Consider the following 13,158-nt stretch of genomic DNA (forward strand, 5'->3'; position numbering starts at 1 on the left):
ATGTCGGCGTTTAGAGTTTGTCTTTTAAAGCTGACTCGATGATTGCCTTTATCTCTTCTGACGAAAGAGATTCTTTATTGGTCCACTCCTTGTCTCTCTCCTCCGAGATATCCAATACGGAATCGCAATGTTCCGACATCAGCAGAAAGAGCATTTTCTCTGAAATTTCGCCCGACGCGTTTATTACCTCATAGTGCACTTCGGCATACTTGCAAAATTTGCCGTCTACGTTACGACCGCACTTACGCTCCAGGTATCCGTAACGGAATTTCTCACCTTCACCTAACTGCGACTTAACATATTCCTTAGTTGCCGACTTTATTTTATACTGGTCGCTTCCGGGGAAGTAACATGAAGTAAGAGATACAAGTGCAAAACACGCTACGATTGTCATTGTTCTGAATGTACTTTTCATAAGACTTTTTGTTTTTTGATTTGATGCAAAGTTAAGGCGAAAAGTCGCTTAACTCCTACTAAATCGCACTATTAAAAGTCTTAGCACTCAATACTTAAAGTTCTGATTATCAACAACAATATATTATAAAAGTCTTAATCCGACTTCTTCCGGTCTAAATGACTCTTATGCACTCCACAATATCCTGCTTTTCGCCTGCATTTATCTTCTTTCGGATGGAAGTTTTACGCACGTAGATGGTCGCACTTGTCTGTTGGGTCACCACTCCGATTTCTTTGGTGGAGAAACCTGCACAGAGCAAGCAGCATATCTGCACTTCCTTATCGGATAAGAGTTGTCCGAATCTTTCCACCATGCGGGAGTAGAATCCGTCGTATAGTCTATCGATTACCGGATAAAGGTCCGCCCAGGCAAGCAGTCCTTCCACCGGAATCTCCTTATTGCTGATGCCCGAGATAAGTTTCAGCAATGCCTGGTTCTGTGAGGTAGGTGTATTGGCAACAAGCCGTATGATACCCAGCTGCTGCAGAAGCAACTTCTTGAAGAAAGCGTCGCTATTCTCCTCTTGGTTATCCGATGCCTTCTGGGCATCTTCCAGTAGACGGGTCAGTGTATCAATACGTTCTTCGGCTTCGGCAAGGCGTTTCCTTCTGTTGCGGATATAGAAACTCAAGGACAGCAGCACCCCGACAAGCAGAACGGCAACCAGTACAGAATACATCCGCGTCTTTTGCCGCTTGATTATCAGCTCGTAGTTCAACCGCTGAAGATTGTTCTTGGTCTCCAGCTGTTGCTCTATTACACTGTTCTGGTCCCTCATCTCAACTCTGACGGAGTCGGCAAACCTGCCGAAGGTGATAATATCCAAAGGTGTACCGGAAGTATAGTCCAGAACGGTTTTCAGCTGTACCAATGCACTGCGTACGGAGAAGCCTTCGGCTTTATCTCCTCCGTGATTCTGTTCATTGGCCCATGCCTGGTTCCAGTAGTAACGGGCAGAATCAAGCTGATGAAGGTTGAGAAAGTTTTCGGCAAAGGTAATTTGCAGCATCACATGGTTACCCACTGCCGGCATCAGACGTTTGACACGGCGCAGGAGGTCATTGGATTTGACGTATTCGCGGTTATTGGCAAGCGCTGTGGCATAGTTCCTCATATAGTGACAAGCCGAAGCCGTATCGGCTGCCGCCAATGCCATATCGATGCTCCGTTCAAAATAATCAGAAGAAGAAGGATGGTTAATCAACGCCATATTAAGTCCTAAGTTATAGAATACGGAACTACGTTCTCGGACAGACAGTTTATCAGCGTATTGCAATATCTTTTCCATCAGCTCTATCACCTGGGAGTGATCATTTCTCTGATAAGCCACCTCTGCCTTTCCCCGATAAAAAAGAAGAAGCCAGAAGGTGTCTTTCCGGGCTATGGCATAGTCCAAGCCATTCTCAATCGCTTCATCCATGCGCTCCTCCTGCTTCATCCATTTATAATAAGAGGCTTCAAGCAGGTAACTATCCAACATACGGGAAGAGTCTTTCTGCTCACGATAGTAGTGTATCGCGCCGGGAAGCAGCGAATCTTCCACCAATGACATACCCATACGGTAGCGGGCCTGCGCACAGTTCCAAACGAACTTCATCCATTCCGCTTCTGAAAATCCAACATCCTTCTCTATGGAATTAAGCAACTTTAGCGCACTGTCCGGACGGTTCTGTAACAAAGAATCGGTCCGCGCCAAAAGTATTTTGTGGCCATTATGGTCATTACAGCCAACGAAGCACATAATGCCTAAAAGCATTATACAGATATATAGTATGTTTCTCATGGTCTCCATTATATATTTGGAGCGAGTAAAGTTGAGAAAAAAAACAGTAGATTCCAAACTATATATACTGTAAATAATAACTCGCAGGCAAAACAATAAAGGGACGCTGCATCACGCAGCGTCCCTTCTATTTTAGTTAGTTTTTATAAGATTTTGAGAGAATTGAAACTTCACAGCCTCAAGTTGTTTTAATAAAGCACACTAACTATTATGTTTAAAGCAAATGAAAATGTTATTTTAAAAGCAAATGAAAATATCTATTCCTTGATTTCCAGTTCCTTGTCCACCCGGCGCAGGCTGTCCATTACCTGCTTCTCATGAGACACGACCACATCTCCCGAGAGAGCTACCGACGGTGCGGAAATCTGTTTACCGATAGTATCGGCTGCGGCCACCTCCTCTACATCCGAGAAAAATGAATGTTGCATCACATTCCCCATCGAAAGGACCACTGCTACTACTGCGGCGGCTTTGAACAGCGGCATGAAGCGTGCAGTCAATGTCAGGCGCTTTGCCTTGACCACCGGAACTTCCACTTCGGCAAGCACCCGGGCATCAAAATCCTCACCCAGATGCACTTCCTGCTGAAGCTGCTGATATACGAACAAATCCTTGTAGCGAAGCAAGTGCTTGGGCACATCGCTTCCGCTAAAGAAAGCACGCAATTCAGCCTCCTCTTCCAAAGAAGTTTCGCACTGCCAGTAGCGTTCCAAGAGTTGTTCTATATATTTAGAGTCCATAACCTTCTATATCAATAAACGTTTGTTTTACTTTTTGCCGCGCCCTGAAGAGGTTCACTTTTACCTGCTCCTCGGTCAAGTTCAGGACTGCTGCTATTTCTTTATAGCTCTTACCTTCCACATCCCTAAGCTGCATAATCAGCCGCTGCTTTTCGGGAAGTCTGTTCATCAGCCGGTGTATCAACGCCATCCGTTCCTTGTTCACCAGCTTCTCGTAAGGGCCCGATGCATCGGAGGCCTGCTCCATTTCGGGGGTCAGCTCCACGGTACGGGAGTCTTTTCGCTCGCTACGGTCTATCGCCAGATTTCTTGCCACTGTCAGGCAATAGGCTTCGATAGAGCCGAATTGCGACCACTCGTCACGCTTGTTCCAGACCCTTATCAGCGTTTCCTGCACGACATCCTCTGCCTCTGCCCTATCGAACGTAATTCTCAGGGCTAACCGAAAGAGCTTGTCCTTCAGCGGGAGAATGTCATTGCGAAAGCTGAGTTCTTGCATCTCTAATAAATTGACGGTTAAGTATTCAGAAAGTTACAGTCTACTGCCGTTTTTTTTTGAATTATTTTCGGATACGGGTTCCACTGTTCCCGTTGATGGCTGATGCTAAAGTAATTACGACCTCAGTCACACCGGCATTCAATGCCTCGAAAGAGTTCTCCAATTTTGGAATCATGCCACCTTGAATCACTCCATCGGCTACATATTGCTTAAATTCCTCCGGCGTTATCTGTGGAATCACGCTGTCATCATCGTCTTCGCTGCGCAGCACACCCTTCTTTTCAAAGCAGAACACCAAAGTTACATCGAACAAACCTGCCAAAGCCTTGGCGGTCTCTCCGGCAATAGTGTCGGCATTCGTATTCAGCATGTGCCCGTCTCCATCGTGTGTCAACGGAGCCATCACGGGAACCACACCCTTATGAATGAGGTCTGCCAAGAAAGCATCATTCACCTGCTTCACATCGCCCACAAACCCATAATCCACCTCCTTCACGGGACGCTTTACCGAACGGATTACATCCATATCGGCTCCCGTCAAGCCCAGTGCATTGACACCACGCGCCTGCAAGCCGGCAACGATATTCTTATTCACCAGTCCGCCATACACCATGGTCACCACCTTCAGCGTTTCGGTATCAGTGATGCGGCGGCCATTCACCATTTTACTTTCAATACCCAGTTGGGCAGCGAGCTTCGTGGCCGAGCGTCCGCCTCCGTGTACCAAGACCTTGTAGCCTTCGATGGCTGCAAAGTCATCCAATAACTTATAGAAGGTGGCTTCCTCTTCTACAATCTTGCCACCCACCTTTATTACAGTCAGTTTCTCCATTTTATTCCAAATAAGTATATCCGTACAGTCCGGAACGGTAATTAGACAAGAATTCCTTCCCTTCTTCCACAGAGATACGCCCTTCCTTGACGGACTGCGTCACCCAAGTTTCCAGCGTACGTACCAGTTTTTTAGGATTATATTGCACGTAGTCCAACACCTCAGCCACCGTCTCGCCGTCAATCAGTTGGTCGATGGTGTAGCCTTTGGAATTGACAGACACATGCACGGCATTCGTATCACCAAACAGATTGTGCATATCTCCCAGAATCTCTTGATAAGCTCCGACCAGAAAAACCGCCAGATAGTAGTGTTCCTTGTCGCGCAACGAGTGCAGCGGCAGGGTGGTCGTATCGGCACGCGAGCTGACGAAATTGGCAATTTTGCCGTCCGAGTCGCAAGTCATATCCTGCAAGGTAGCCTCGCGGTCGGGTCTTTCATCCAGCCGTTGTATGGGCATGATGGGGAACATCTGGTCGATGGCCCAGGAATCGGGCAATGACTGGAACAGCGAGAAGTTACAGAAATACTTGTCGGCAAGCAGCTTGCTCAACTTGCGGAATTCCTCGGGGCAGTGCTTCATGCCGCTGGCAATGGAGTTGATTTCGCGGCAGATACTCCAGTAGAGTTTCTCTATTTGTGCACGCGTATTCAGGTCGACGATGCCATGGCTGAAAAGGTCGAGTGCCTCTTCGCGTATCTGCTGCGCATCGTGCCAAGGTTCCAGCATACTGCGCTGGCTCAGATTATCCCAGATGTCATACAGTTCCTTCACCAGTTCGTGAGCATCCTCTCCCGGTTCCCAGTCGTCGTCCATTTCGGGCAGGGAAGCCGTTTCCAGCACTTCGAAGATAAGCACGGAGTGATGGGCAGTCAGGCTACGTCCCGTTTCGGTAATGATATTGGGATGAGGGAACCCGTGTTTGTCGGCAACATCGACGAAAGTCGACACCACATCGTTGACATATTCCTGGATGGAATAGTTGACGGAGCTTTCGCTACTTGAAGAGCGTGTACCGTCATAATCAACTCCCATACCGCCACCGGTATCCACGAATTCGATGTTGAAGCCCATCTTGTTCAGCTGCACAAAGAATTGCGAAGCTTCACGCAAAGCATTCTTGATGCGGCGTATCTTGGTTATCTGACTGCCGATATGGAAATGTATCAGCTTCAGACAGTCCTTCATATCTTTTTTCTCCAAGAAGTCCAGCGCTTCGAGCAGTTCACTGGATGTCAGTCCGAACTTGCTGGCATCTCCTCCGCTTTCTTCCCATTTGCCACTTCCACTGGAAGCCAATTTAATGCGAATGCCGATATTAGGTTTCACCTTCAATTGCTTCGCCATCTTGGCAATAAGATTCAACTCATTAAGTTTCTCTACAACAAGAAAAATGCGTTTGCCCATTTTCTGTGCTAACAGTGCCAGTTCAATGAAGCTCTCGTCCTTATATCCGTTACAAACCACGAGGGAACCCGGGTCTGTATTGACCCCTATCACAGCATGCAACTCCGGCTTTGAACCCGCTTCCAGCCCCAGATTGAACTTCTTCCCATGGTTAATCATCTCTTCTACCACGGGACGCATCTGATTCACTTTAATGGGATAGATAATAAAGTTCTCTCCTTTATACCCGTACTCGTCGGCTGCCTGTCTGAAGCAGCAGGACACCTTCTCGATGCGGTTGTCCAGAATATCGGGAAAACGCACCAATACCGGAGCCGCTACATCGCGCAACTGCAACTCGTCCACCAACTCTTTTAAATCGACAGCAACCCCATCCTTACGCGGTGTCACCACAACATGACCTTTGTCATTGATACCAAAGTACGAAGTGCCCCAACCAGTTACGTTGTACAGCTCTTCTGAATCTTCAATACGCCATTTTCTCATCAGTACATTTACTATTAGACTATTTACAATTTACTATTTTCCCACTATAGTGTGTCTTATAAAGGGGGCGACAAAAATACACATAAATCTAATATATCCAGCTCCTCGGACTGAAAAATACACATTTACAAGGGATTAAAGTCCTAAAAGTTGGCGTAACCGTTGCACGGATTCGCTAATCTGGCTGCGGCTTTCCAGATAACCGGCATCAAAGCGATAACGGGCCTGCGAGTAGAAAGGCTCACGCTTATCCAGCGCCTCCACAATGAAGGTGCGCAAATCTTCGTCCGTCTTGCCTTGCAGGATGGGGCGTTGCTGCTTCGCCACCCGGAGCCGGCGGAACAGAATATCGGGGTGTACATCCAGAAACACCGTCTGCCCGCAACCGTTCATATACTCCATATTGTCAAAAAAACAAGGAGTACCGCCACCGGTAGAGACCACGACATCCTCAAATTCCCCTACTTCATGCAGCATGTTTCGCTCCAATTCACGAAAAGAGGCTTCTCCCCGCTCGGTGAACAATTCACGGATTGATTTGTGAAAACGTTCTTCGATGTACCAGTCCAAATCAATGAACGGCACATTCATTTCGCGGGCAAAAGCCTTTCCTAAAGTAGTTTTACCGGCTCCCATGTAGCCGGTCAAGAAAATACGTATCATATCTGCTACGAGTTACAGGTTTCCTGCAAAGGTAGCAATTCCAAGCTGAAAACGCCTCTGTATCAGAGAAAAATTTTGATACGCTTGCTTAAATCTTCGAATTCCTTTTCTCCCGGTTCACCGGTGGGTGTACCGAAGGGCATCTGTGCAATCATCATCCAGTCGTCGGGCAGGTTCCAGGTGCGACGTACCTCGTCGTCAATCAAGGGGTTATAATGTTGCAGGGAGGCGCCCAACCCCATATCTTCCAGCATAGTCCAGATGGCAAACTGGTGCATAGCGGAGGTGTGCTGTGACCAAGTGGGGAAATTATCCTTATAGGAAGGGAATGCTTCCTGCAGCTTCTTGACTACAGAAGTATCTTCAAAATAGAGCACAGTACCGTGTCCGCTGGCAAAACAGCCGTCAATCTTGGCTTCCGTCTTGGCAAAAGCCTCGGCAGAGATGCGTGCTTTCAGGGTTTCCTTCACGATGTTCCACAATTTTTTATGTTCGTCGCCCAGCAACAATACAATTCTTGTAGACTGTGAATTGAAAGCTGACGGCACATTCTTTACGGCTTCACGAATAATGTGTACTATTTCTTCATCCAGTACTGGCGAATCGCTGCCGATAGAGTAATAACTACGGCGATGCGCCATGGCTTCTGCAAATGTTCTCTTCATTTTTTGTCCTTTCTTTTTTTATTGAGTCTTCTCTTCTTTATTTTATATCCGCCATACAAAGAAACAAATGAAAGAGTTAAGTTGTTCGGATTTTCTTTTTTACCTTTGTCCGCAGTTATGAAGAAAGAAAAATATTACGTCGTATGGGCGGGAGTCAGCCCGGGTATCTACACTTCCTGGACAGACTGCCAACTGCAGACCAAAGGCTACGAAGGAGCAAAATACAAGTCATTCGAATCACGCGAGGAAGCGGAAAAAGCCTTTGCCTCTTCGCCGTACGCGTACATCAAGCGGTCAGCCCCTTCTCCTGCCAAGACTATTCCCGGCGCCGACGCTCCCCTTCCCACCGCCGTCGCGGAAAACAGCCTTGCCGTAGACGCGGCTTGCAGCGGAAACCCCGGTGCCATGGAGTACCGGGGAGTACACGTCGCCAGCCGTCAGGAAATCTTCCACTTCGGGCCGATGTATGGAACCAACAATATCGGCGAATTCCTCGCCATTGTCCACGGACTTGCCTTGTTGAAACAGAAAGGTTTCGACATGCCCATCTACAGTGACAGCGTGAACGCCATCAACTGGATAAAACAGAAAAAATGCAAGACCAAACTGCCGCGCGACGCCAAGACCGAAGAGCTTTTCTGCCTGATAGAACGTGCGGAGAAGTGGTTGCGCGAAAACACCTACACCACCCGCATCCTAAAATGGGAGACAAAGCAATGGGGGGAAATTCCGGCCGACTTCGGAAGGAAGTAAAAAAACGCGGGCACCCCGGATTCTTCATCCGGTTGTGCCCGCGTCAAGAAAATGATGCGGCCGAGCTTATGAATGAATAGCCGCCATCATGTTTTATTTGCTATACGATGCCTTCACGAAAGGAGCATCAAGCAAGTAGTCAAGACTCTGCTTCACACTCTCTTCTACGGGGCAGCTGTATTTCTCAATCTCAGCTACGATGTGGCGCACGCCAGCAGTATCCGTATTCTTGAAGATAGCATCATAACCTACCATACCACTCTGCCCAATCTCGCGGTGATCCTTGATATGGAGCATGGTGAAGCGTCCGGGATACTTGTTGAAGTAATCCACCGGGCTGTTCTGGCCGCGCACTACCCAGTAAACGTCCATCTGGAAGAATACATATTCGGGATTGGTGTGTTGCAGCATGTAGTCCAGCATCAGCTCCTTGTCTTCCACTTTCTGGAATTCATGGGCATGATTGTGGTAACCGTATTTCAAACCGGCAGCCTGGCAGCGCTTGCCCACTTCATTGTAATAGTCGCAGTAGGTCTGCAAGTCTTTCAATGTCTTGGGAACGGAGAGATACGGAGTCACGATATACTCCATACCGGCCTCCTTATGGGCAGCAATGCACTGATCCCACCATTTCAAGGCTTCCGTAAAGTCGCCCGAAGCCAGTTCCTCGTCCGACAACCCGTGGGTAGTGTGCGAAGAAAGCACGGTCATACCGCTCTTTTCCACCATCTGTTTGAACTCCTGGGGAGTCTTGCCGTAGAACTTACCGTCATTGTAGTTGGCGGCCTCCACACTGGTATAGCCCATATCAGCCAAATCCTTCAGAATCTGGTCGAGGTTACTGCCGTCCTTCACCAAGTCTCTTACAGAGTAGAGCTGGATGGCTACTTCCTTTTTCGTCGTTTCCGGCGCCGTTTCCGTGCTGTGGCTGCTGCAGCTTGTGGCCATCATGGATAAGCACAGTGCTGACAAAATCATCATATGTTTGATTCTCATAGTACTATCTTTTTAAAAGGAATTAGTCGAGAACCTTTACACGGATGTTGCGATACCAAACATCGTCGCCATGATCCTGTACACCGATAAAGCCTTCGTGGTTTTCACCACCGCAGTTGTTCAACAGTTCGAAAGCCAAGGGCCACTTCTCTTCGCTGAACTTGCTTGCCTGCAACATTTCAGTCCATTGCTTAGTCCACAAGTGATATTCCAGTACGTTTTCATCGTTCTGTCCGTGAACTACAGTACCTTTGTATACCATAATCTTTGCCTTGTTCCATTCGCCGAAAGGTTTGGCGTTCTGCGGAACAGCCGGTATCATGTCGTACAAGGAAGCAGCCTGACGGTTGTTGTCCTTACCCAGTTTGGCATCCGGATGATTGGCGTTATCCAGCACCTGGAACTCGGGAGCAGAGATATAGATGGGTTCCAACACTTCGTTGCCGTCCTTGTCCTTTGAAGTAACTTCCTGAGCCAGATAGAAGATACCGGAGTTACCACCTTTGGAAATCTTCCATTCCAGTTCCAGCTCAAAGTTCTTGAACTTATGGGCGAAAATCAAGTCACCGCCCTCACCGGTCTGTCCTTCGCCGGTACCGGTTCCACAGAATTTGAGGCAACCATCCTCAATAATCCATCTGGAAGGCACTTTGTCCTTACCGTATCCACGCCATCCGTCCAGGCTCTTTCCATCAAAGATAGTGATATAACCGTCCGCATCAATCGGCAGGTTCAAGCTGTCCGTTTCAGGCGCTTTCAGAGACTTGGAATAAGACAACGCAGTAGTAGTAGGAGCCGCAGCTTCCTCCGTAGCGTTCGATTTTTTTGCACCACCGCCACAAGAAGCGAGTATACCGCCAATAAGGCAGCAAGCCAAAGGATAATATATTTTCTTCATAATCTGAAAAATTAAATAATTAGTATTCGTTTATGAGCACCGGAAACCAGGTTCCGGTGCTCTTTTTAATGTTTATCTGGGCATATCGGGCAACTTCCAGCCTTCACGGTAGTTATGCTTGATGAGCTCTTCTGCAAAAGCCTTGGCATTTACCGGATCTGTCCATGTCTTGTCGAAGCTCGGATGGCCGTTGTGTATCTTGAAGCCGTCCTTGATGACTGTACGCAATGTCTCGTCGTCGCCGATATTGGTGAAGCGCATGTTGGCTCCGTCCCATTCCAGTGTCTTGTTCAGGCCCTGCAGACGGATGGCCAATACACCCATTGCCACCATTTCGTTCATCGGTCCTGCTTCGGAGAAATCAGACTTAGGCATTACGCGACTGGAAGGACTTTCCTTACAAGCACGTACCCAGTCCATCTCATGACCGCCATTCATAGCCTTCGGCACACGGCGGCAAACCTTCGGTGCATTGGGCACGCGGCCAGAAAGTAACCACGGGTTCTGTCCGTAGCAACCGCAAATCAGCGTATCCTTCGTTCCGTGGAAGATAGTCAGACCGCCACCGCTCTGCATCAGTTGCTTTCCTTCGGGGAAGCCTTTCGGACGGTCGGGCATCATGCCACCATCATACCAGTGAACTTCCACTTCGGGCATAGCCACCTTCGGCATATTTTCACGTGCGGGGAAAGTCAGCTTCACGTGCTGTGCTTGCGGAGCGCAGGCATTGAGCAACAATGTAGACGAACCTTCTACCTTGGTAGGATACAGCAACTTCAAAGCTCTGAACGGCTGGTGCAGGATGTGGCAAGCCATATCGCCCAAAGCACCCGTACCATAATCCCACCATCCGCGCCAGTTCCAGGGATGATAGATTTCGTTATATGGATTCATCTTGGCAGGACCGGTAAACAAATCCCAGTTCAGGGTTTTGGGAATGCGGTCTTCCTTTTCGGGAACATTCAATCCTTGCGGCCAGATGGGACGGTCGGTAGCACATTCCACCTTCGTCACGTCACCGATTTCGCCGTTCCATATCCACTCGCATACCAAGTCGGTACCCTCGTCCGAAGAACCCTGGTTACCCATCTGGGTAACTACTCCCGTAGAAGCGGCCAGGCGGGTAAGCAGACGGGACTCATATACGGAGTGCGTCAACGGTTTCTGGCAATATACATGTTTGCCCATCGTCATGGCATCAGCAGTAATGATGGCATGTGTATGGTCGGCAGTAGCGATGATAACGGCATCGATGTCCTTACCCATCTCATCGTACATCTTACGATAGTCCCAATACTTCTTCGCATTGGGAAGCTCATCGAACACACCTTTCGCGTAGCGCCAGTCTACGTCACAAAGCGCCACGATATTTTCCGTAGCCTTCACATGGTTGATGTTGGTGTGTCCCATACCGCCGATACCTACGGCAGCAATGTTCAAACGGTCACTGGGAGGCACGTGTCCGTGGCTCTTACCCAAAATGCTGCTTGGAGCAATGGTAAGACCCGCCAAAGCTAAACCTCCGGTCTTAAGAAATTCTCTTCTTGTAAATTTCGACATGGTTCTTTAGATTTTAAAATCGGTTAATATAATGAGTTTTAAAACAATCCTTAATTACAGTAGGCATCAGACTACCGTCTTCTTCGGACGGAGCAGTCCGTAACCTTCTTTCATATGCCTCCGGCGCTCCCTGATTTCCTCCAGCGTCTGCAAGTCGCCTATGCCGGGCAGGTCGTGGCGGTGCGCATCCTCCAGGAAGGTCCATCCGTATTGGGAAGCAATGGCCGAGTCTCGCATCTGCGGCAATCTCGGATCGCGTTTCCCGCTCTCGATGGAGTCTGCCATAATGTTGCAGAGCTTGTCCAGGTTCTTTCCGCCAAACGGTTTCTCCAGGCGAAGCGTACGGTTCACGCCATGAAGCTCCACTACGGCAGTCCGGAAATCATGCGTCATGCGCACGATACCTTTTGTACCGATAATGTCCGTATATGCATTATGAGTCTGGTTTCTGGAGAGTTGTCCGTAGACGAAGCCTTGTGTGACATCGAAGGCGATGCCGTTCTCGAACGTACCGTGGCACTGTACCCACCAAGGGTCCTTGTAGTCCCACATCCGCATGCCTTGGGCATGCCAGGTCTTGTATTCACTGTCGGCATACCAGCGGGCAATGTCTATGTAGTGCATGCCGCAGTCGTGGTAGGCGGGACCCTCATATTCGTGTCCCTCGCCCGGCGCCAATCCCGGAGTCATGTGGCAGATGCGCAAGATAGCCAGTTCGCCAATCTCGCCTTCATCGATAAACTGCTTCATAGCCTGGTGATACCAGGAGTTCCGCAGATAAAGGTTGACAGCGGCAATGCGATCATACTTTTCAATCAGGTCCACAATTTCCCATTCCTTATCAATGGTATCGGCAATGGGTTTCTCCGTCAGGATATGCTTATTGCTCCGGACAGCTTTCTCTATTTGTTCTTTTCTGGAATTTGCCAATGCAAAAAGACCAACAGCTTCTACACTCTGGTCATCAAAGATTTCTTGTTCATCGGATATGATTCTGGATGAAGGGGAAAGGTTTCTTGCCAATTCTCGGGAGGCCGGATCGGTATCGCAGATATATGCGATGTCCCATCGACCGCTTTTCTGCATTTCCTCCCAATACATTTGCCCCATTCTGCCGAACCCTATCAAACCAACTTTTATTTTCATGGTAGGCGAATATTAAATATTTACAGTTATAGTATTATCGGGGTCGATTGAATTACATGATTAAGAGTACTTGGACTGATAGTCATAGTAGCTGTCGTCGTAGACGTTGGATATAATTTTTTCATGATATTTGCAATGTTTATGTATGTGTTCTTTGCAAAAATAGGATAATTAGTGATAGAATGGAAGCAAGCAGATATTAAAAAAGCGTAAAAGGCAAAAGAACGCCCTTTATTCATCATTGCCTAACAAGCCGTGAAACACTCTGCCGG

13 protein-coding genes are annotated in these 13,158 nt (G+C 48.2%); 1 reads left to right on the forward strand and 12 read right to left on the reverse strand.

Annotated features, from left to right (window positions below):
- Positions 1-10: 10 nt before the first annotated feature.
- The 8 genes from DW096_RS07885 to DW096_RS07920 all read right to left on the reverse strand — a co-directional run bounded on the left by DW096_RS07885 (position 11) and on the right by DW096_RS07920 (position 7,533).
- Complete coding sequence (locus DW096_RS07885) at positions 11-415, reverse strand: hypothetical protein (protein WP_057281895.1); 405 nt, start codon at positions 413-415, stop codon at positions 11-13.
- A 154-nt stretch (positions 416-569) separates the two neighbouring features.
- Positions 570-2,240 carry a LuxR C-terminal-related transcriptional regulator gene (locus DW096_RS07890; RefSeq protein ID WP_227212777.1) on the reverse strand — a complete coding sequence of 557 codons (1,671 nt, stop codon included), beginning with the start codon at positions 2,238-2,240 and terminating at the stop codon, positions 570-572.
- A gap of 257 nt (positions 2,241-2,497) precedes the next feature.
- Positions 2,498-2,980: a hypothetical protein gene (locus DW096_RS07895; protein WP_016272056.1), complete on the reverse strand. Its 483-nt coding sequence runs from the start codon at positions 2,978-2,980 to the stop codon at positions 2,498-2,500.
- Positions 2,970-3,479 (reverse strand): RNA polymerase sigma factor, encoded by a 510-nt coding sequence (locus tag DW096_RS07900; protein ID WP_009037385.1) that lies wholly within the window; start codon positions 3,477-3,479, stop codon positions 2,970-2,972. Before DW096_RS07900 ends, DW096_RS07895 begins: the two co-directional genes overlap by 11 nt.
- A gap of 61 nt (positions 3,480-3,540) precedes the next feature.
- Positions 3,541-4,311, reverse strand: coding sequence for an acetylglutamate kinase (gene argB / locus DW096_RS07905; RefSeq protein ID WP_057281894.1), 771 nt, complete (start codon positions 4,309-4,311; stop codon positions 3,541-3,543).
- Between the two features lies 1 nt (position 4,312).
- Entirely contained in the window at positions 4,313-6,205 is a 1,893-nt protein-coding gene (gene speA, locus DW096_RS07910) for a biosynthetic arginine decarboxylase (protein WP_005825878.1), read from the reverse strand.
- 135 nt (positions 6,206-6,340) lie between these two features.
- Entirely contained in the window at positions 6,341-6,868 is a 528-nt protein-coding gene (locus DW096_RS07915; protein ID WP_005825881.1) for a shikimate kinase, read from the reverse strand.
- A gap of 62 nt (positions 6,869-6,930) precedes the next feature.
- Complete coding sequence (locus tag DW096_RS07920) at positions 6,931-7,533, reverse strand: nitroreductase family protein (RefSeq protein ID WP_057087425.1); 603 nt, start codon at positions 7,531-7,533, stop codon at positions 6,931-6,933.
- Positions 7,534-7,650: 117 nt separating this feature from the next.
- Here DW096_RS07920 and DW096_RS07925 point away from each other — a divergent pair, with 117 nt between their 5' ends.
- Positions 7,651-8,286: a viroplasmin family protein gene (locus DW096_RS07925; RefSeq protein WP_057281933.1), complete on the forward strand. Its 636-nt coding sequence runs from the start codon at positions 7,651-7,653 to the stop codon at positions 8,284-8,286.
- 93 nt (positions 8,287-8,379) lie between these two features.
- Here the strand turns inward: DW096_RS07925 and DW096_RS07930 are convergent, their stop codons facing one another.
- The 4 genes from DW096_RS07930 to DW096_RS07945 form a co-directional block, all read right to left on the reverse strand.
- Positions 8,380-9,282, reverse strand: coding sequence for a sugar phosphate isomerase/epimerase (locus DW096_RS07930; RefSeq protein ID WP_005825894.1), 903 nt, complete (start codon positions 9,280-9,282; stop codon positions 8,380-8,382).
- Between the two features lie 22 nt (positions 9,283-9,304).
- Positions 9,305-10,180, reverse strand: coding sequence for a DUF1080 domain-containing protein (locus DW096_RS07935; protein WP_005833755.1), 876 nt, complete (start codon positions 10,178-10,180; stop codon positions 9,305-9,307).
- A gap of 72 nt (positions 10,181-10,252) precedes the next feature.
- Positions 10,253-11,740: a Gfo/Idh/MocA family protein gene (locus DW096_RS07940; protein ID WP_005825899.1), complete on the reverse strand. Its 1,488-nt coding sequence runs from the start codon at positions 11,738-11,740 to the stop codon at positions 10,253-10,255.
- A 66-nt stretch (positions 11,741-11,806) separates the two neighbouring features.
- A complete protein-coding gene (locus DW096_RS07945) occupies positions 11,807-12,886 on the reverse strand; it encodes a Gfo/Idh/MocA family protein (protein ID WP_005825902.1) in 1,080 nt (359 codons plus the stop codon).
- Between the last annotated feature and the right edge of the window lie 272 nt (positions 12,887-13,158).

The organism is Bacteroides sp. AM07-18 (assembly GCF_003602695.1).
Lineage (GTDB): Bacteria > Bacteroidota > Bacteroidia > Bacteroidales > Bacteroidaceae > Bacteroides > Bacteroides uniformis.

Bases quoted from the DNA above. Each gene is read 5' to 3' on its own strand.
- DW096_RS07885 (WP_057281895.1), bottom strand. From the start codon at position 415: ATGAAAAGTACATTCAGAACAATGACAATCGTAGCGTGTTTTGCACTT.
- DW096_RS07890 (WP_227212777.1), bottom strand. From the start codon at position 2,240: ATGAGAAACATACTATATATCTGTATAATGCTTTTAGGCATTATGTGC.
- DW096_RS07895 (WP_016272056.1), bottom strand. From the start codon at position 2,980: ATGGACTCTAAATATATAGAACAACTCTTGGAACGCTACTGGCAGTGC.
- DW096_RS07900 (WP_009037385.1), bottom strand. From the start codon at position 3,479: ATGCAAGAACTCAGCTTTCGCAATGACATTCTCCCGCTGAAGGACAAG.
- argB (WP_057281894.1), bottom strand. From the start codon at position 4,311: ATGGAGAAACTGACTGTAATAAAGGTGGGTGGCAAGATTGTAGAAGAG.
- speA (WP_005825878.1), bottom strand. From the start codon at position 6,205: ATGAGAAAATGGCGTATTGAAGATTCAGAAGAGCTGTACAACGTAACT.
- DW096_RS07915 (WP_005825881.1), bottom strand. From the start codon at position 6,868: ATGATACGTATTTTCTTGACCGGCTACATGGGAGCCGGTAAAACTACT.
- DW096_RS07920 (WP_057087425.1), bottom strand. From the start codon at position 7,533: ATGAAGAGAACATTTGCAGAAGCCATGGCGCATCGCCGTAGTTATTAC.
- DW096_RS07925 (WP_057281933.1), top strand. From the start codon at position 7,651: ATGAAGAAAGAAAAATATTACGTCGTATGGGCGGGAGTCAGCCCGGGT.
- DW096_RS07930 (WP_005825894.1), bottom strand. From the start codon at position 9,282: ATGAGAATCAAACATATGATGATTTTGTCAGCACTGTGCTTATCCATG.
- DW096_RS07935 (WP_005833755.1), bottom strand. From the start codon at position 10,180: ATGAAGAAAATATATTATCCTTTGGCTTGCTGCCTTATTGGCGGTATA.
- DW096_RS07940 (WP_005825899.1), bottom strand. From the start codon at position 11,740: ATGTCGAAATTTACAAGAAGAGAATTTCTTAAGACCGGAGGTTTAGCT.
- DW096_RS07945 (WP_005825902.1), bottom strand. From the start codon at position 12,886: ATGAAAATAAAAGTTGGTTTGATAGGGTTCGGCAGAATGGGGCAAATG.